We start from the raw sequence: 18005 nt of genomic DNA, 5'->3' as shown, positions 1-18005 counted from the left end.
ACCTGATCAGGCCGCCGGAGGAGCCGGCGGCGGCGTGGCGTCGCCGTTCTTGTTGAACTCCGGGATCTTCTCCCCCGAGTCACGGAACGAGAGCGCCGCGAACACCGTGAGCGCGATCGTCGCGACGAACAGGGCCCAGCCCGACCAGCCGGGACCGACGTCGACGCTGACGCCGCCGAAGCTGCCGCCGCCGTCGTAGGTGAACGCGCGCAGGATGAGCAGGAGCGTGCCGAGGCCCGCTGCTGCCGCAGCCACGAGGTTCCACGGGACGCCCGCGGGAAGCTGGTCACCGGCGAACACCTTGACGGCCACGACGGCGGTCGCGATGATCACGAGCAGCATGCCCAGGGTGCCGAAGCTGTTCCAGGCGCTGATGCCCGAGGAGCCCGAGACACCGGGCAGCCCCTTGCCGTTGATGCTGACCGTCACGTAGGCGGAGAAGAACGACAGCACGAGGGCCACCGCTCCCGCGATGAGAGCCCCCTGGTCGTTCCGGCCGATGGACTTGAAGTCTGTAGCCATGACTACCTCTCGAAAAGTTGAGAATTTCCTGAGAGCGTAGCGGTCGCGGCACCCCGTCGTCACCATCGCTCGCCGTTTGGACACGGTCGAGGTGCGACGAGCACGGCGATCCGTCAGGATCGGCGCCTCCGGTGGACCGTGCCATGAGGCAGGATGCGTTGCATGGAAGCTGACGTCATCGTCGTGGGGGCTGGCCTGGCCGGTCTCGTCGCCACCACCGAGCTCGTCGAGGCGGGCAAGACCGTCCTCCTGGTCGACCAGGAGGGTGAGCAGAACCTGGGGGGCCAGGCCTACTGGTCCTTCGGCGGGCTGTTCCTCGTGGACTCTCCGCAGCAGCGGCGCATGGGCATCAAGGACTCGTTCGACCTGGCGTGGCAGGACTGGCAGGGCAGCGCACAGTTCCACCGCGAGGAGGATGCCTGGCCGCGCCGGTGGGCCGAGGCCTACGTGCACTTCGCCTCGGGCGAGAAGCAGGCGTACCTGCGGGCCCGCGGTCATCAGCTGTTCCCCGTCGTCGGCTGGGCCGAGCGCGGTGGCGGTCTCGCCGGCGGGCACGGCAACTCCGTCCCGCGGTTCCACATCACGTGGGGCACCGGGCCGGGCATCGTGGAGCCGTTCGAGAAGGTCGTGCGGGAGGGCCACGAGAAGGGTCTCGTGCAGTACGCGTTCCGCCACCGGGTCGACGAGCTCGTCGTCACCGACGGCGTGGTCACCGGCGTCCGTGGCGCCGTGCTGGAGCCCACGGACGCACCGCGCGCCGCCGAGACCTCGCGCACGGAGATGGGCGAGTTCGAGGCGAGGGCCCAGTCGGTCATCGTCACGAGCGGCGGCATCGGAGGCAACCACGACCTCGTGCGGTCGGTGTGGCCCGAGCGTCTCGGGACGCCCCCGAAGCACATGATCTCCGGCGTCCCCGCGCACGTCGACGGACGCATGCTCGCGATCTCGGAGAAGGCCGGGGCGAGCCACGTGAACCGCGACCGCATGTGGCACTACGTGGAGGGGATCAAGAACTTCGACCCCATCTGGCCCATGCACGGCATCCGGATCCTGCCCGGGCCCTCGTCCCTGTGGCTCGACGGCTCCGGCCAGCGGCTCCCGGTCCCGGGCCTGCCGGGGTTCGACACCCTCGGCACCCTCAAGATCCTGCGGCAGAGCGGTCACGACCACAGCTGGTTCGTGCTCACGCAGGCCATCATCGAGAAGGAGTTCGCGCTGTCGGGCCAGGAGCAGAACCCCGACCTCACCGGCAAGAGCGTCCGCGAGCTCCTCAAGCAGCGCCTCAGCAAGGGCGCCACCGGGCCCGTCGAGGCGTTCAAGCAGAACGGTGAGGACTTCGTCGTGGCCGACACGCTCGACGAGCTCGTGGCCGGCATGAACGCCGTCACCCCCGACACCCCGCTCGACGTCGCCGTGGTCCGCCGCCAGGTGGAGGAGCGCGACCGCGAGATGGACAACGACTTCACCAAGGACCTGCAGATCGCCGCCATGCGACAGGCGCGCTCGTACCGGGGTGACAAGCTCATCCGTGTCGCGTCGCCGCACAAGATCCTCGACCCCGACAAGGGCCCGCTCATCGCGGTCCGCCTGCACGTGCTCACGCGCAAGTCGCTCGGCGGCCTCGAGACCGATCTCGAGTCCCGCGTGCTTCGCCCCGATGGTGACCCGCTGCCCGGCCTCTACGCTGCCGGCGAGGTGGCCGGCTTCGGCGGCGGAGGCGTGCACGGCTACAACTCGCTGGAGGGCACCTTCCTCGGCGGGTGCATCTTCTCCGGGCGGGCCGCCGGCCAAGCGGCGGCTCGCGCCGTCGTCTGACCCGGGCCGCTCGACGGGCGGGGTCACCACCGCCGCAATAGCGTGGTGGCATGTCAGAGGAGACCACGCTTCCCCCGCACGTCCTCGTCCTCTTCGGCGCGACCGGAGACCTGGCGCGCCGCAAGCTGTTCCCGGGCCTGTACCACCTGGCCGAGGCCGGGCGGCTGCCCGAGAGCTTCGCCGTCATCGGCTCGGGTCGGCACTCCCCCGGCACCGACGACGAGTTCCGGGCCAAGGTCCGCAAGGGTCTCGAGGAGTTCGTCGACGACCTCGACGACGCCGTCGCCGGCCCGCTGCTCGAGCGCATCAGCTTCCAGGTCTCGGACTCCGACGACGGCAAGGACCTGGCCAAGGCGGTCAAGGCGGCCGAGAAGGACCTCGAGCCGCAGGAGGGCCAGGAGGTCCACCGCCTGCTGTACCTCTCGGTCCCCCCGGGCGCCATGCGGCCCATGATCTCGATGCTGGGGCGAGAGGGCCTCACCGAGCGGGCTCGCCTGGTGTGCGAGAAGCCGTTCGGAACCGACCTCGAGTCGTCGCGCGCGCTCGACGCCACCATCAAGGACGTCGTCGACGAGGCCCAGGTGTTCCGCATCGACCACTTCCTGGGCAAGGAGGCCGTGCAGAACATCCTGGCCGTACGGTTCGCGAACGGCCTGTTCGAGTCGGCCTGGAACCGCGACCACATCGAGTCGGTCCAGATCGACGTCCCCGAGGAGCTCACCGTCGAGGGACGCGGCTCCTTCTACGAGTCCACCGGGTGCTTCCGCGACATGGTGAACACCCATCTGTGCCAGGTGCTGGGCTTCGTGGCCATGGAGCCGCCCGTGCACCTCACCGCCGATGCGCTCCGCAACGAGAAGGCCAAGGTCTTCGAGGCCATGAAGCCCATCGACCCCAGCCGCGTGGTCCTCGGTCAGTACGAGGGCTACCGGGAGGAGGAAGGCGTCGATCCGCGCTCCTCGGTCGAGACGTTCGCGGCGCTCGAGGTCTTCATCGAGACCCAGCGCTGGCAGGGCGTCCCCTTCTACCTACGCACCGGCAAGGCGCTCGCCGAGACCCGACGCACCGTCACCATCACGTTCCGGACACCGCCCATGGGCATGTTCGGCCACCATGCCGACGGACCCAACGAGCTCGTGCTGGAGCTCACGGACGACGCGCGGATGTCGCTCGAGCTGCACACCAAGCGACCCGGTCCCGTCATGGACATCGCCCGCACCACGATGGAGCTCGACCTCGCCACCAAGGACCCGGCCGACGAGCCCCTCGAGGCCTACGAGCGCCTCCTGCTCGACGTGATGCGCGGCGACCAGACCCTGTTCACCCGTTCCGACGAGGTCGACCGGCTCTGGTGCCTCGTGGACCCGGTCCTGAGCGACCCGCCGCCGATCCACCGGTACGCCAAGGGATCCTGGGGACCGCGCGAGGCTCGTGGCCTCCCGGGTCAGCGCGGTTGGCGCCTCGACGGCGTCGACGCATGACCTGGACGGCGATCTCCGACCACGGCCTGGTGGGCGACCTCCGCACCGCCGCCCTGGTGGCGATCGACGGGACGGTCGACTGGTTCTGCGCCCCACGGTTCGACTCGCCCAGCATCTTCGCATCGATCCTCGACCAGGAGAAGGGCGGCTCCTGGACCGTCGAGCCCATCGACGGGAGCGTCACCACGCGCCAGTTCTACGTGCCGGAGTCGGCGATCCTGGTCACGCGGTTCCACACCGAGGGCGGGCTGCTCGAGGTGCACGACTTCATGCCGGTGCTCTCGGCGCACGACCCGGAGCACCGCCAGCGGCTCGTCCGTCGTGTCACGTCGGTGCGTGGCAGCATCCGGTTCCGCACCAGCCTCTCGGCCCGTCCCGACTTCGGCCGTGAGCACCCCACCACGGAGGCGCACGACGAGCGCCGGGTCACCATCTCCTCCGAGAGCGTGCGTCTGGGGCTGAGCTCCACCGTGGAGCTCACCACGACCGACGGCGACGTCGTGGCCGAGACCGTCCTGGAGGCCGGCACCTCGGCCCTCTTCGTGCTGGAGTCGCTCCAGGACGGCGACGAGTGCCAGGCGTGCGACGAGTCCGACACCGCCGACCTCTTCGACTGCACCGTGGGATTCTGGCGCGACTGGATCGAGCAGAGCACGTACCGGGGTCGGTGGCGCGAGATGGTGGAGCGCTCGGCCATCACCCTCAAGCTCCTCACCCACGAGCCCAGCGGCGCCCTCGTGGCCGCGCCCACGACGAGCCTGCCGGAGGCCATCGGCGGCGACCGCAACTGGGACTACCGCTTCGTGTGGATGCGCGACGCCGGCTTCACCCTCTACGCGCTGCTGCGGCTCGGCTTCACCGACGAGGCTGCGGCGTTCGTGCGCTGGCTCTCCGAGCGCATCGGCGACGACAAGGACGGCGGCCTCGGACCGCTGCGGGTCCTCTACGACATCGACGGCAACATCCCCGACGACGAGCAGGTGCTCGACCACCTCACGGGCTACCAGGACTCCGCCCCCGTGCGCGTCGGCAACGCGGCCGCGGGACAGCTCCAGCTCGACATCTACGGCGAGCTCATCGACTCCATCTATCTCTTCAACAAGTACGGTCCCGGCATCAGTGCCGACGCCTGGGCCGACATGACACGCGTCGTCGGCTGGCTCATGAAGAACTGGGACCAGCCCGACGCCGGCATGTGGGAGATCCGCGACGAGCCTCGGCACCACACCACCTCGCGCCTCATGGCCTGGGTGGCGGTGGAGCGCATGATCCGCATCGCCCGTCAGCGCGGGCTCCCCGGCGACCTGGAGGCATGGTCCTCGGTGCGCGACGAGATCTACCAGCGCATCATGGACACCGCGTGGGACGACGACGTGAAGGCCTTCATGCAGCACGAGGGTGCCGACACGCTCGACGCCGGCGTGCTGCTCATGCCCATGGTCAAGTTCCTCTCCCCCAACGACCCGCGCTTCCTGCACACGCTCGAGGCCATCGAGGAGCGGCTGGTCTCCGACAGCCTCGTCTTCCGCTACGACCAGGACTCGCTCGACGACGGGCTCCACGGCCAGGAGGGCACGTTCTCGCTGTGCTCGTTCTGGTACGTCGAGGCGCTCACCCGGGCAGGACGGCTCGAGGACGCCCGACTGGCGCTGGAGAAGATGTTCTCCTACGCCAACCACCTCGGGCTCTACGCGGAGCAGGTGGGCCTCGACGGGCTCCAGCTCGGCAACTTCCCCCAGGCGTTCACACACCTGGCCCTCATCAGCGCTGCCACCAACCTCGACCGGGCCTTGGGCTGACCCACCGGTGTGAGAAACCTCCGCCCGTCTCAGGTTGCGGGCCGCGCTCGGTTTGGGACGGTGGATGAACACGCAACTACCCCCGGCCACACCAAGGAGCACCCATGACTGCAGCACTCTCCACCCCCGACGCAGGCGCCGCGTTCGAGCAGGTGCAGCTCGACCGACGCGAGCTCCGCGCCGACGACGTGCGCATCGACATCCGGTTCGCCGGCATCTGTCACTCCGACATCCACCAGGCCCGCGACGAGTGGGGCCAGGGCATCTTCCCGATGACGCCCGGCCACGAGATCGTCGGCACCGTGAGCGAGGTCGGCTCCGAGGTCACCGACCACCAGGTGGGCGACGTCGTGGGCGTGGGCTGCTTCGTCGACTCCTGCCTCGAGTGCGACGCGTGCAAGGACGGCGAGGAGCAGTTCTGCGAGAAGGGCGTCGTGCAGACGTACTCCGCGAAGGACTACCACGGCGAGATCACGTACGGCGGCTACAGCAACGAGGTCGTGGTGCGCGACCACTTCGTCGTGAAGGTCCCCCAGGGGGTCGACCTGGCCGCCACCACGCCGCTGCTGTGCGCCGGCATCACCACCTACGCCCCGCTCAAGCGCCACGGCGTCACCGAGGACACCCGCGTGGGTGTCATCGGCCTGGGCGGCCTCGGCCACGTGGCCGTCAAGATCGCCGCCGCCATGGGCGCGGAGGTGAGCGTCCTCAGCCGCACCGACGCCAAGAAGGAGGACGGGCTGTCCTTCGGCGCCGCGCACTACTACGCCACCGCGGACGACGGCGTGCTCGACGACCTCCAGGGCTCCTTCGACCTGATCCTCAACACGGTGGGCTCGGCCGTCGACCTCGACAGCTTCCTCGGGCTCCTGGACCGGGGCGGCGCCATGGTCAACCTCGGCGCTCCCAGCGAGTCGCTCGAGGTGGGCGCGTTCTCGCTCCTCTCGATGCGTCGCAAGGTCGAGGGGTCCATGGTCGGCGGGCTCGCCGAGACCCAGGAGATGCTCGACTTCTGCGCCGAGCACGACATCACGGCGACCGTCGAGGTCATCGACGCGAACGAGGTCGACGCCTACTACGACAAGGTCGTCGACGGCGACGTCCGCTACCGCGCCGTCATCGACGTCTCCACGTTGGGTTGAGCAGCCGTCCTGGCTACGGTGGAGAGATGGCTACCGCACCCCTCCTGACCCTCAACGACGGCCGCTCCATGCCCGCCCTGGGCTTCGGCACCTACTCGATCAACGGCGACGAGGCCCCCGGTCTCTTCGTGCAGGCGATCGAGGCCGGCTACCGCCTGCTCGACACCGCCACGCGGTACGAGAACGAGGTGGAGGTGGGGCGCGGCATCGCCGAGTCCGGAGCTGCCCGGGACGACCTGTTCGTCACCACCAAGCTCCCGGGCTCGGGGCACGGCTCGGAGGGTCCGCGCGTCGAGCTGGAGGCCTCGCTCGAGCGTCTCGGGCTCGACCACGTCGACCTCTACCTGATCCACTGGCCCAACCCGCTCGAGGACAAGTACGTGGAGACGTGGGCCGCCCTCGTGGAGCTGCGTGAGGCGGGGCTCGCCGCGTCGATCGGTGTCTCCAACTTCCTGCCCGAGCACCTCGAGCGCATCGTGGCGGCCACCGGGGTCGCCCCGGCCGTGAACCAGGTGGAGCTGCACCCGTACTTCCCCCAGGAGGAGCAGCGCGCCGCCGACGCCGAGCTCGGCACCGTGACCCAGAGCTGGACGCCGCTCGGCCGCAAGACCGGCCTGCTCGACGAGCCCGTGCTGGCCGAGATCGGCGAGAAGCACGGCCTGACCCCTGGCCAGGTGGTGCTGCGGTGGCACACGCAGATCGGCGCAGCGCCCATCCCCAAGTCGGCCACGCCCGAGCGCTTCCGCGCCAACCTCGACATCTTCGGCGCCACCCTCGACGACGGCGACCTGGCACAGATCGCGTCGCTCGCCACCGGCCAGCGCATCGGCGGCGACCCGCGCAGCCACCAGGAGTTCTGAGCCCACCTGGGTCAGTCCGACGCGGCGCCCACGCGGACGAGCCAGTCCCTCAGAAGTGCCCCCACCACGTCGGGGCGCTCCAGGTGGGCGTTGTGCCCCGCCGAGTCGAGCAGCGCGAACGTCGCACGCGGGTACCGGTCGAGCAGATCGAGCTGGTCCTGGTACCCGACCACGTGGTCCTGCCGACCCGTGACGACGAGGGTCGGACCGTCATACCCCACCTCGGCCTCACCGCCGGTGAGCGAGTACTTCTGCTCCACGCGGGCCACCACCGTCGGGTCGGCCGCCTCGAGCCCCGCGTGCACGGACTCGGCGAACACCTGGAGGCCCTCGGCCGACTGTACGACCGACATCTCCGCATACTCCTGCGCCAGCGCGGGGTCGACGGCCGCGAGTGCATCGGGATCCTCGTGCAGCACGACGTGGGGAGGAACGTCTCGGCGCGCGTGGTCGGCGATGACCGCAGGCTCGAGCAGGGCGAGCCCGACCACGCGAGGGTCGTCATGGGCGATCCGTGAGGAGAGCAGGCCACCGAACGAGCTACCGACGACCAGGTACGACTCGCCGGGACCGATGAGTCGGTCCAGGGTGTCCACGAGCTCGGCGAGCACGTCGTCGGACGACTCGATGGCCCGGCTGGAGTCGCTGCCCCGCACGAACGGCAGGTCGACGTAGATCCTGCGCCAGGCGCCCGGCTCGTCGAGCCAGCCGTCGAGCGGAAGCATGCTCCGGTGGTCGACGGGGAAACCGTGAACCAGGACGACGGGACGGCCGGAACCGCGTTCCACGATGTTCACGCGGCCGACGCTACCCGCCATAGCACTGTGACCCAAAGAATCACCTGAGAGCGGAATCCCGGGCTGACCTGCGACGTTGCACCAGTACAGAGCAACAACCAGGAGGGCTGAGACATGAGCACCAAGACCAACCGGGCCGAGTCCATCGAGGGCAAGGACAGCGTCGGCATGTACCTCGCCGAGATCGCCCGCACGCCGCTGCTCGACGCCGCGCGTGAGGTCGAGCTCAGCAAGACCATCGAGGCCGGCCTGTTCGCGCGCCACCTGCTCGAGTCCGGCCGTATCGGCCGCGCCAAGGGCGGGGCCCCCAAGCGCGCCTCCCTCGAGGAGCTGCAGTTCATCGCCGACGAGGGTGACCGCGCCCTGCAGGAGTTCATCCAGGCCAACCTGCGCCTCGTGGTCTCCATCGCCCGCAAGTACGGTCGCTCGGCCATGCCGATGCTCGACCTCGTGCAGGAGGGCAACACCGGTCTCATCCGCGCCGTCGAGAAGTTCGACTACGCCAAGGGCTTCAAGTTCTCCACCTACGCCACGTGGTGGGTCCGCCAGGCCATCACGCGCGGCATCGCGCAGCAGGCCCGTGTGGTCCGCCTCCCCGTGCACGTCGTCGAGGAGCTCAACCAGGTCACGGCCGCCCGCCGCAACCTCGAGCGCGAGCTCGGGCGCGACCCGGAGCCGTTCGAGGTGGCCGAGGAGCTGGGCATGGACGTCAACCGCGTCATCGACCTGATGGCGTGGGGCCGCGACCACGTGAGCCTGGACTCCCCTGTCGACGAGGACGGCGACACGTCGCTGGGCGACCTCATCGCCCGTGGCACGGAGCCGGGTCCCGACCTGGCCGTGCTCGACGACGAGACCAAGCACCTCATCGAGTCGCTCATCGACCACCTGGAGCCGCGTGAGGCCGACATCGTGCGGGCCCGCTACGGCCTGCTCGACGGACGCCAGCAGAAGCTGGCCGACATCGGCAAGCGCCACGGCATCTCGGCCGAGCGCGTCCGCCAGCTGGAGCGCCAGGCACTGCAGACGCTCCGCCGCATCGCGGACCCCGAGCTGGCTGCCTAGTCGCAGTCATTGATGGCGCAGGGCCGTCGACGCTTCCCCCGGCGTTCGGCGGCCCTTCGTCATGTCCGGCACCCTTCGACAGGCCCAGAGAGCAAGACCGCCGCCTGAGCCCGTCAGGAAGCGGAGGTGGTGAGGCGGGTCCAGAGGGCGTCGACGGCGGCGATCAGCTCGTCGGGGGTCCCCGCGTTGTCGAGCACGACGTCGGCGACGGCCAGACGCTGCTCTTGAGAGGCCTGGGCCGCGATGCGGGCGTGCGCCTCGTCCTCGGTCATGCCTCGGTCGCGCACGAGTCGTTCCACCTGCACCGACTCGGGCACGTCCACCACCACGACGAGGTCGTGGGGCGGCGCCGCGCCGGACTCCACGAACAGCGGGATGTCGTGGACCACCACGGCGTCGGGGCCTGCAGCGAGGACCTGCTGCACGGCCAGGTCCCTGACCGCGGGATGGGTGATGGCCTCGAGGTCGCGCCGAGCGGCCTCGTCGGCGAAGACGATGGAGCCGAGCGCCGGCCGGTCGAGGGTGCCGTCGGGCGACAGGACGCCGTCGCCGAAGCGCTCCACGATGGCGCTCAGGCCCGGCGAGCCGGGCTCGACGGCCTCGCGGGCCAGGAGGTCGTAGTCGACCACGACAGCGCCGTGCTGGGCGAGCTGACGGCTGACCGTGCTCTTGCCGGTGCCGATGCCACCGGTGAGCACGATCGTGGTCACGCGGTCACTCCGTGGCAGCGTTGCCGTAGGTGGTGACGTGGACGTGGTCCATGTGGTTGGCCGTGGCGCTGCCGCGCGAGCTCATGCCGCGCCAGGAGGCCGAGGTGGCCGGACGCCAGATGCGCTGACGCCAGATGAGGTACTCGACGCCCAGCTTGGCGCGGTTCTCCTGCAGGAACGCGGCGATCTCGTTGCCGAGGTCGCTGGAGACCATGATGTCGAGGGCCTGGCCGGTGGCGTGCTCCCCGCGGCCGGCAGTACCGCCATAGCGCGTGATCTGCGGGAAGCGGGCGCACACGGCGCGGTAGACCTTGACGGTGTCGGGCTGGAGCCCGCCCTCCACGCCGGACCCGGCGGCGCACGGCGCCTTGCCGAGCGGGAGGTTCTTGGCGACCTCCTTGGAGCGCACCCAGCGCGGGAGGTCCTTGCGGACGATCTCGGTCCACCCGCCCTTGGTGCGGCCGGTGACGTCGACGCGGTCGCCCTCGTCGAGCGTGGCCAGCACGGGGGACTTGCCCTCGGAGTCGGCGTGGACCTCGACGCCGTCCTTCAGCACGACGAGCGTGCCGTCGATGTCGGGATCGGCAGCGGCGGCGTCGGCCAGCTGCGGGCGGTCGGCACTGCGGGTGATCTCGGGCTCCTCGGCCAGCGCGCTGCCGATGATGTCGGTGGAGTCAGGCTTGGACGCCGGGGCGGCGGCAGCAGCGCTGACCGGCGCGATCTCGGCGTCATGGACGACTGCGGCGGTGGCGGCACCCGCGACGACGACGAATCCGAGGGCCGGAAGGGCCACTCGGGTCAGCTGCCGTCGCCACTGCTTAGGGGCCACGCGACGCGGTGCGACACGTGTGTGGCGGGGGGAAGCCACAGATGATCACCTACGGGGGTCGGGAACAGTCCGTCGTCGAGTGAACCATACTTCGCGGAGAGGATCACGTTGACGGCCCCGGAACCTGCACTCATCGTGAGCCAACTCTCACCCAGGAGTCACAGGAGTCACGTGAGCCCCATCCACCCCACCATCCTCACGGCCGAGGCCAGCGAGCGCGAGCAGCGGGCCGTCGCGGCGTCGCTGGCTCGGCGCGGACTCGGCACCGGCGACCGTGTCGCGCTCAGCGTCGCAGGATCGCCCACCTACGTGAGCGTCGTCCTCGGGGCGCTCCGGTCCGGCGTCGTGCCCGTGCCGCTGGACCCGCGGCTCACGCCGTGGGAGCGCGACGGGATCATCGCCGACGTCGAGCCGGCGCTGCAGGTGCTCGACGAGGACGAGCTCCGCGCCCTTGCGGACGGTCCCGCTGACGGCGACCTGGCGGACTTCCCGCGTGCTCGGCCGATGCACTTCACGTCGGGCACCACCGGTCGGCCCAAGGGCGTCTGGTCCGGGCTGCTGAGCGACGAGAACTCCGCGGTCCTCGCGCTCGAGGAGCGCGAGCTGTGGGGCTTCCGCGCCGACGACCTCGACCTCGTGGTCTCCCCGGTCTACCACTCAGCCCCTCTGCGCTTCGCCATGGGCACCTTGCTGGCGGGCGGCTCGATCGCGGTCCTGCCGACCTTCTCGCCGCAGGGCCTCCTCGCCGCACTGCCCCTGCGCCCCACGTCGATGTTCTGCGTTCCGGCACACCTGCAACGGCTCTTCCAGCACCTCGACGAGACCGGGGAGCAGCCCGACGTCTCGTCGTTCCGGCTCGTCGCCCATGCGGGGGCGCCCTGCCCCGAGCCGGTCCGCCGAAGGGCCCACGAGCTGTTCGGGACCGACGTCGTGTGGGAGTTCTACGGCTCCACCGAGGGCCAGTGGACCGCCTGCCCGGCGCCGGTGTGGCAGGCGAGCCCCGGCACGCTGGGCGCGGCCCGTCCCCACCGGACCATCACCACTGACGCGGACGACCAGCTGTGGTGCTCGGTGCCTGAGTGGGCGCGCTTCGAGTACTGGCGTGACCCCGAGAAGACGGCAGCCGCCTGGAAGGACACTCCGGACGGACCGGCGTTCACGGTGGGCGACCTGGGCCGGGTCGAGAAGGGGCTCGTCTACCTGGACGCGCGGCGGACGGACCTCATCATCAGCGGCGGTGTCAACGTCTACCCCGCCGAGGTGGAGGACGCCCTGGCCGACGTTCCCGGCCTGCTCGACCTGGCCGTCTTCGGCCGTCCGGACGAGCGCTGGGGCCAGCGGGTGTGCGCTGCGTACGTGGGCGAGGTCGACGAGGACGCCCTGCGCGCGCTGGCTGTCGAGCGGCTCGCGCCTCCCAAGCGACCCAAGGAGTACGAGCGACTCGACGCACTCCCCCGCACCGCCACCGGCAAGGTGCGTCGCACCGAGCTGGCCTAGCTCCCGCGCCGTCGCAACCGCCACGGCGGTGAGCTGGCGTCCGTCCCGAGCGCCGATACGCCCAGCGCCGTGGCGGCGGTGACTTGGCGTCCGTCCCGGGCGCCGATGCGCCCAGCGCCGTGGCGGCGGTGAGCTGGCGTCCGTTCCGAGCCTCAATGTGCGCCTGAACGGACGCCACGGCACCGCCCCACCGGCCCGGCCCGGTGGAACGGACGCCAAGTCACCGCCCCACCGGCCCGGCCCGGTGGAACGGACGCCAAGTCACCGCCCCACGGGCCGGGCCCGCGGAACGGACGCCAGGTCACCGCCCCACCGTCAGGCCACGACCTCCTGGAGGCCGAAGGTCTTGCGGTAGGCCTGCGGGGTGATGCCGCGCGCGGCGCCGAAGTGGTGGCGCAGGGTGGCCGCGTTGCCGAACCCGACCCGCGTCGCGATCTGCTCCACCGACAGGGTCGACGTCTCGAGCAGCTCCTCGGCCAGCGCCACCCGCTGCCCGGTGACCCACTGCAGCGGCGTGGTCCCGGTCTCGTCACGAAAACGACGCGCGAAGGTGCGGGCCGACATGTGCGCCTCGCGGGCGAGCCGCTCCACGGGCATGGGCTCGTCGAGGTGCACGAGCACCCACTCCAGGAGGGGGGCGAGCGTCTCGGCCTCCACCTCGCCGACGGGCGTGCGCACGTACTGTGCCTGCCCGCCGTCGCGGTGCGGCGGCATGACGATCCGGCGGGCCGCCGTGGCCGCGACCTTGGATCCGTAGAGCTGACGCATGAGGTGCAGCGACGCGTCCAGACCGGCCGTCGAGCCCGCGCCCGTGAGGATGTTCTGGTCGAGCACGTAGAGGACGTCAGCATCGACGGTGGCCTCGGGGAAGGCAGCCTGGAGCTCCGCGCCGTAGCGCCAGTGCGTGGTGCAGCGTCGGCCGTCGAGCAGCCCCGCCTCGCCCAGGAGCCACGACCCGGTGCAGTGCGCCGAGACCCAGGCGCCGCGCCGTCCCGCGGCGCCCACGGCCTCGACGGCGGCCGGGTGGTGGGTGCGGTACTCCCGCTTGGGTGCGATGCACACGAGGTCGGCGCGCTCGAGCGCCTCGAGCCCGTGCTCGACGTGGAGGTCGAAGCCCGAGGCGCCCCGGACCCTCCCCGGCTCGGGCGTGCACACGGTCACGTCGAAGACCGGGTTCTCGTCCTCGGGATGGAACGGCTCCGCCCACACCTCACAGATGGCGCCGAGGCCGAAGGGCTCGGCGCCGTCCTGCACGACGACGGCGATGTTCTTCACGTCCTTGATCACGCGGTCAGCCTGTCAGACGGGTGGCAGAAAATCAACGCAACGTGACATTACTGCCACTGGTGGCAGGATCAGAGTGCTAGCAGAGTTGCTGCCATGATGCTTCTCGCCCTCCTCACCGTCCTGCTCGTGCTGACGAGTCTGCTCGCCCTCGGAGCCCTCGTGCGCTGCGTCGGACGGGACGGGTACGGCCTCCGCCCCCCGCCCCGCAGCCACACCCACGGCGGGTTCGGGCCCGTGCGCCTGCAGCCCTGAACGACCGACCAGGCTCCGGACGCAGCAAGGCCCCCGATCCTGGCGGAACGGGGGCCTTGCCGTTGCCCTAGCGGGCGAGTGTGATCACTCGCCGCCGGTGAGCTTCTCGCGGAGAGCCTGCAGGGCCTCGTCGGAAGCGAGCGAGCCCTCGTTGGTCTCGGCCTCCGAGGAGTACGTGCTGGTCTCGCCGGCCTCGAGGGTGGCCTTCTCGGACTCCTCGATCTGCTTCTTGTGCGCCTCCCAGCGCTCGTGAGCCTCGGCGTACTGCTTCTCCCACGCGGCGCGCGCGTCGTCGAAGCCTTCCTGCCACTCGCCGGTCTCGGGGTCGAAGCCGTCGGGGTAGATGTAGTTGCCGGCCTCGTCGTACGACGACGTCATGCCGTACAGCGTGGGGTCGAAGTCGTCGGCCGTGGCGACCGCGGTCTCGTTGGCCTGCTTGAGCGACAGCGAGATACGACGACGCTCGAGATCGATGTCGATGATCTTGACCATGACGGCGTCGCCGATCTGGACGACCTGCTCCGGGATCTCGACGTGGCGCTCAGCCAGCTCGGAGATGTGCACGAGGCCCTCGATGCCCTCCTCGACACGCACGAAGGCGCCGAAGGGAACGAGCTTGGTGACCTTGCCGGGCACGATCTGACCGATCTGGTGCGTGCGCGCGAAGTGCTGCCACGGGTCTTCCTGCGTCGCCTTGAGCGACAGGGAGACGCGCTCGCGCTCGAGGTCGACGTCGAGGACCTCGACGGTGACCTCGTCGCCGACCTGGACGACCTCGTTGGGGTGGTCGATGTGCTTCCAGGAGAGCTCGGAGACGTGGACGAGTCCGTCGACGCCACCGAGGTCCACGAAGGCACCGAAGTTGACGATGGAGGAGATGACGCCCTTGCGGACCTGCCCCTTCTTGAGCTCGTCGAGGAACTTCTGGCGCACGGCGGACTGCGTCTGCTCGAGCCACGCACGGCGCGACAGGACCACGTTGTTGCGGTTCTTGTCGAGCTCGATGATCTTGGCCTCGATCTTCTGACCGATGTACGGGTCGAGGTCGCGCACGCGGCGCATCTCCACGAGCGAGGCGGGCAGGAAGCCACGGAGCCCGATGTCCATGATGAGGCCGCCCTTGACGACCTCGATGACGGTGCCCTCGACGACGCCGTCCTCGGCCTTGATCTTCTCGATGTCGCCCCAGGCGCGCTCGTACTGTGCGCGCTTCTTGGAGAGGATCAGACGACCTTCCTTGTCCTCCTTCTGGAGGACGAGGGCCTCGACCGAGTCGCCGACGGAGACGACCTCGCTCGGGTCGACGTCGTGCTTGATCGACAGCTCACGCGAGGGGATGACGCCCTCGGTCTTGTAGCCGATGTCGAGGAGGACCTCGTCGCGGTCGACCTTGACGATCGTCCCCTCGACGATGTCGCCGTCGTTGAAGTACTTGATGGTGAGGTCAATGGCCTTGAGGAAGTCTTCCTCGTTGCCGATGTCGTTGACCGCAACCTGCGGTGCGGCAGCAGGCGTTGCGATACCAGAAGTCATAAGTGGATGGGCTCCGTTGATGGACATGAGTAGGTGATGCGTGTCGGACGACAGCGCATCTCCCAGGGTATCAGCCTCAGACGGGGGAAAGGAAAGCGGTCAGGGCGGCCACGTAGTGGTCGACGTCGGCCGCTGCCATGGTCTCGCGGACGGAGTGCATGGCCAGCTGCGGAGCGCCGAAGTCGACCGTCGAGATGCCCGTCCGGGCGGCGCTGATGGGCCCGATGGTGGAGCCGCACGGCAGGTCGGCGCGGTGCACGTACCGCTGCAGCGGGACGCCGGCCTGCTCGCACGCGAGAGCGAACGTGGCAGCACCGCGGGCGTCGGTGGCGTAGCGGAGGTTGGGGTTGACCTTGAGCACCGGTCCGCCGCCCAGCGTGATGTGGTGCAGGGGCTCGTGACGCTCGGCGTGGTTGGGGTGCGTGGCGTGCGCCATGTCGCCCGAGGCCAGGATCGACCCCGCGATGGCGCGGTGCAGCTCGTCGCGTCCTCCCCCGGCGGCCAGGACGATGCGCTCCAGCACGGTCAGGAGCAGGTCGGAGTCGGCGCCTCGCTCCGATGTGCTGCCCACCTCCTCGTGGTCGAACAGCACCAGGACGGTGCGCTGGCCCTCCACAGGAGCAGCGGCCAGCAGCGCCTGCAGTCCGGCGAAGCACGTGGCCTGGTTGTCGAGGCGGGGGGCTGCGACCAGCCAGCCGTCGGCCCCCACGCGGGCGCTGGGCACGACGTCGGCGGTCATGAGGTCGAAGCCGAGGACGTCGGAGGCGCCAAAGCCCTCGCGCTCCCCGAGCCAGCGCAGGAACGGCTGGTCCGGCTGGGACCACAGGGCGTCGAGATGACGCTGCCGGTCGGGCGTCGAGGTCTCGCGGTCGAGGTGGATGGCCAGGTTGGGCACACGCAGCACCGGCTCGTCGACGTGGACGAGTCGCTCGGTGCCGTCGCGCAGGACGACCCGCCCCGCGACGCCGAGGTCGCGGTCGAGCCACGTGCCGAGCAGCGGACCGCCGTAGGGCTCGAGGGCCAGGACCCCGGTGCCCTCGAAGCGGCGGTCGTGGTGCTGCTTGAGCCGCAGGTTGGGGCTGTCGGTGTGGGCTCCGACGATGCGGAACGGGTCCGAGGCCGAGGTGGCCGCGGTGTCGTCCCAGGCGATGAGCGAGCCGCCCCGGACGGCGAACGACCGACCGGATCCGGCCCAGGAGTCGTGCTCCTGCACCCGGGTCCAGCCGGCCGCCTCCAGCGCCTTCGCGGTCGTGGCCACCGCATGGAACGGTGACGGCGACGCGTCGACGTAGGAGCAAAGGTCGTCAGGCAGGCTCATGCGGCCAACCCTATGACCTGAGGTCAGGCGTGGGCGCCTGCCTTCTCGCGCGTCGGGCTCGGCGTGGCCGATCCACCGCGCGAGCGGGCGATGCCGAACCCACCGAGGCCGAGGAGCACGAGGCCCACGACCAGACCGACGATCGGGAACGTGGACTTGACGACGCCGAGCAGCATGGCCTTGCCCTTGTACTCGTTGACGGTCTCGGTGATGTAGTCGTCGGTGTATCCGAGGGTGGCCTTGGTGGTAGTGGCCTTGCGGACACCGTCGACGGCCAGGTACGAGTCCTGAGCCTCGCCGCCCTTGAGGATGACGCCCGTCGTGGGCTCCACGACGAAGGTGCGCACCGTGGAGTACATGCGGTCGGCCTTGACGGAACCGGCCTCGGAGCCGACCAGGTCGCCCGGCACGGTGATCTCACCAGTCTTGGTGGGCTCGATGGTCTGGCGGTACTCGTAGGCGTCGAGGCCCTTGAGCTTCGTGGTGCCCACGTACTCGGCCGGGGTGGCCCTGTTGAGGGTGCCGTCCCAGAACTGGTACGTCTTCTTCTTGGCGTCGAACGGGAACTTGAAGTACTGGCCCTCGAAGGGGTCGGCCACCTCTTCGCCGTCGCTCGCCGAGCTGGCGCCGTCCCACTTGACGGCCTCGCCGGTGGTGGCGTCGAACGCGACGACGTCACTGGTGGCGCTCAGCGGCGTCTTGCCGCTGCTGCAGTCGAAGCTCTGGGTGTCGGTGCAGACGTACGTCTTCCAGACGTCGACGTCCTTGCCGAGGTCCTTGCTGGCCTTCTCGCTCAGCTTCACGTCGCCCTGGACGGTGCGGACGGAGCGGAGCGGGGCGTCGACGACCTTGAGCTGAGCGACGGAGAGGTACGTGCCGTCCGCGCCAGGGGCGGTCTCGGAGATGCTCGTGCTCTCGGTGTTGGCGGGCGCGACGGCCAGCCGGTCGTACATGTAGAACTTGCTCAGCGCGGCGAGTGCGATCAGGAATGCTCCGAGGAGCAGCGCAACGGTCGCCATCTTTTTACCCACGATGGGTCTCCCTCCAGAGAAATGGTTACCGCCAGGTTAACGGCGCCGGGGGTCACGGACGCCTGGC

At 70.1% G+C, this 18005-nt stretch carries 16 protein-coding genes; 8 read left to right on the top strand and 8 right to left on the bottom strand.

Going from position 1 to position 18005, the window contains the following annotated elements; all coding sequences use genetic code 11:
* Positions 1 to 6 precede the first annotated feature (6 nt).
* Entirely contained in the window at positions 7 to 522 is a 516-nt protein-coding gene (locus ASD11_RS05725; protein WP_056284440.1) for a hypothetical protein, read from the bottom strand.
* A gap of 162 nt (positions 523 to 684) precedes the next feature.
* Here ASD11_RS05725 and ASD11_RS05720 point away from each other — a divergent pair, with 162 nt between their 5' ends.
* The 5 genes from ASD11_RS05720 to ASD11_RS05700 all read left to right on the top strand — a co-directional run bounded on the left by ASD11_RS05720 (position 685) and on the right by ASD11_RS05700 (position 7619).
* Entirely contained in the window at positions 685 to 2337 is a 1653-nt protein-coding gene (locus tag ASD11_RS05720) for an FAD-binding dehydrogenase (RefSeq protein ID WP_056284438.1), read from the top strand.
* A 50-nt stretch (positions 2338 to 2387) separates the two neighbouring features.
* Positions 2388 to 3818: a glucose-6-phosphate dehydrogenase gene (gene zwf / locus ASD11_RS05715; protein WP_056284436.1), complete on the top strand. Its 1431-nt coding sequence runs from the start codon at positions 2388 to 2390 to the stop codon at positions 3816 to 3818.
* Positions 3815 to 5617: a glycoside hydrolase family 15 protein gene (locus tag ASD11_RS05710; protein ID WP_056284432.1), complete on the top strand. Its 1803-nt coding sequence runs from the start codon at positions 3815 to 3817 to the stop codon at positions 5615 to 5617. Before zwf ends, ASD11_RS05710 begins: the two co-directional genes overlap by 4 nt.
* Before the next feature lie 104 nt (positions 5618 to 5721).
* The gene (locus ASD11_RS05705; protein WP_056284429.1) at positions 5722 to 6759 is read left to right on the top strand and encodes an NAD(P)-dependent alcohol dehydrogenase; all 1038 of its coding nucleotides are present in this window, start codon (positions 5722 to 5724) and stop codon (positions 6757 to 6759) included.
* Positions 6760 to 6785: 26 nt separating this feature from the next.
* Positions 6786 to 7619, top strand: coding sequence for an aldo/keto reductase (locus ASD11_RS05700; protein WP_056284428.1), 834 nt, complete (start codon positions 6786 to 6788; stop codon positions 7617 to 7619).
* A gap of 11 nt (positions 7620 to 7630) precedes the next feature.
* Here ASD11_RS05700 and ASD11_RS05695 read toward each other — a convergent pair whose 3' ends face one another.
* Positions 7631 to 8416 (bottom strand): alpha/beta fold hydrolase, encoded by a 786-nt coding sequence (locus ASD11_RS05695; protein ID WP_056288450.1) that lies wholly within the window; start codon positions 8414 to 8416, stop codon positions 7631 to 7633.
* A gap of 114 nt (positions 8417 to 8530) precedes the next feature.
* Here ASD11_RS05695 and ASD11_RS05690 point away from each other — a divergent pair, with 114 nt between their 5' ends.
* Complete coding sequence (locus tag ASD11_RS05690; RefSeq protein WP_056284426.1) at positions 8531 to 9481, top strand: sigma-70 family RNA polymerase sigma factor; 951 nt, start codon at positions 8531 to 8533, stop codon at positions 9479 to 9481.
* Positions 9482 to 9594: 113 nt separating this feature from the next.
* On the opposite strand, the gene coaE is transcribed toward ASD11_RS05690, so the two are convergent.
* Together coaE and ASD11_RS05680 are read right to left on the bottom strand one after the other, a co-directional pair.
* Complete coding sequence (gene coaE, locus ASD11_RS05685) at positions 9595 to 10191, bottom strand: dephospho-CoA kinase (RefSeq protein WP_056284423.1); 597 nt, start codon at positions 10189 to 10191, stop codon at positions 9595 to 9597.
* 4 nt (positions 10192 to 10195) lie between these two features.
* The gene (locus tag ASD11_RS05680; RefSeq protein WP_056284422.1) at positions 10196 to 10984 is read right to left on the bottom strand and encodes an SH3 domain-containing protein; all 789 of its coding nucleotides are present in this window, start codon (positions 10982 to 10984) and stop codon (positions 10196 to 10198) included.
* 207 nt (positions 10985 to 11191) lie between these two features.
* Between ASD11_RS05680 and ASD11_RS05675 the strand changes: the two genes are divergently transcribed.
* A complete protein-coding gene (locus ASD11_RS05675; RefSeq protein WP_235503252.1) occupies positions 11192 to 12517 on the top strand; it encodes a class I adenylate-forming enzyme family protein in 1326 nt (441 codons plus the stop codon).
* Between the two features lie 315 nt (positions 12518 to 12832).
* Here ASD11_RS05675 and ASD11_RS05670 read toward each other — a convergent pair whose 3' ends face one another.
* Positions 12833 to 13804, bottom strand: a complete 972-nt coding sequence (locus ASD11_RS05670) for a GlxA family transcriptional regulator (protein ID WP_235503251.1) — start codon at positions 13802 to 13804, stop codon at positions 12833 to 12835.
* Between the two features lie 93 nt (positions 13805 to 13897).
* Here ASD11_RS05670 and ASD11_RS18055 point away from each other — a divergent pair, with 93 nt between their 5' ends.
* Positions 13898 to 14056 (top strand): hypothetical protein, encoded by a 159-nt coding sequence (locus tag ASD11_RS18055; RefSeq protein ID WP_156464610.1) that lies wholly within the window; start codon positions 13898 to 13900, stop codon positions 14054 to 14056.
* 84 nt (positions 14057 to 14140) lie between these two features.
* Here the strand turns inward: ASD11_RS18055 and rpsA are convergent, their stop codons facing one another.
* The 3 genes from rpsA to ASD11_RS05655 form a co-directional block, all read right to left on the bottom strand.
* The gene (gene rpsA / locus ASD11_RS05665; protein WP_056284419.1) at positions 14141 to 15589 is read right to left on the bottom strand and encodes a 30S ribosomal protein S1; all 1449 of its coding nucleotides are present in this window, start codon (positions 15587 to 15589) and stop codon (positions 14141 to 14143) included.
* A gap of 76 nt (positions 15590 to 15665) precedes the next feature.
* A complete protein-coding gene (locus ASD11_RS05660; protein ID WP_056284417.1) occupies positions 15666 to 16907 on the bottom strand; it encodes a M18 family aminopeptidase in 1242 nt (413 codons plus the stop codon).
* 23 nt (positions 16908 to 16930) lie between these two features.
* Complete coding sequence (locus tag ASD11_RS05655) at positions 16931 to 17926, bottom strand: DUF3068 domain-containing protein (protein ID WP_056284414.1); 996 nt, start codon at positions 17924 to 17926, stop codon at positions 16931 to 16933.
* Positions 17927 to 18005: the final 79 nt, after the last annotated feature.

The sequence above is a fragment of the Aeromicrobium sp. Root495 genome (assembly GCF_001426755.1).
Classification (GTDB): domain Bacteria; phylum Actinomycetota; class Actinomycetes; order Propionibacteriales; family Nocardioidaceae; genus Aeromicrobium.
This window is presented reverse-complemented; position numbering and strand designations above follow the sequence as displayed.

What these genes read in the sequence shown, in the direction of transcription:
- ASD11_RS05725 (WP_056284440.1), bottom strand. Translation starts at nt 522, where the DNA reads ATGGCTACAGACTTCAAGTCCATCGGCCGGAACGACCAGGGGGCTCTC.
- ASD11_RS05720 (WP_056284438.1), top strand. Translation starts at nt 685, where the DNA reads ATGGAAGCTGACGTCATCGTCGTGGGGGCTGGCCTGGCCGGTCTCGTC.
- zwf (WP_056284436.1), top strand. Translation starts at nt 2,388, where the DNA reads ATGTCAGAGGAGACCACGCTTCCCCCGCACGTCCTCGTCCTCTTCGGC.
- ASD11_RS05710 (WP_056284432.1), top strand. Translation starts at nt 3,815, where the DNA reads ATGACCTGGACGGCGATCTCCGACCACGGCCTGGTGGGCGACCTCCGC.
- ASD11_RS05705 (WP_056284429.1), top strand. Translation starts at nt 5,722, where the DNA reads ATGACTGCAGCACTCTCCACCCCCGACGCAGGCGCCGCGTTCGAGCAG.
- ASD11_RS05700 (WP_056284428.1), top strand. Translation starts at nt 6,786, where the DNA reads ATGGCTACCGCACCCCTCCTGACCCTCAACGACGGCCGCTCCATGCCC.
- ASD11_RS05690 (WP_056284426.1), top strand. Translation starts at nt 8,531, where the DNA reads ATGAGCACCAAGACCAACCGGGCCGAGTCCATCGAGGGCAAGGACAGC.
- ASD11_RS18055 (WP_156464610.1), top strand. Translation starts at nt 13,898, where the DNA reads ATGATGCTTCTCGCCCTCCTCACCGTCCTGCTCGTGCTGACGAGTCTG.
- rpsA (WP_056284419.1), bottom strand. Translation starts at nt 15,589, where the DNA reads ATGACTTCTGGTATCGCAACGCCTGCTGCCGCACCGCAGGTTGCGGTC.
- ASD11_RS05660 (WP_056284417.1), bottom strand. Translation starts at nt 16,907, where the DNA reads ATGAGCCTGCCTGACGACCTTTGCTCCTACGTCGACGCGTCGCCGTCA.
- ASD11_RS05655 (WP_056284414.1), bottom strand. Translation starts at nt 17,926, where the DNA reads ATGGCGACCGTTGCGCTGCTCCTCGGAGCATTCCTGATCGCACTCGCC.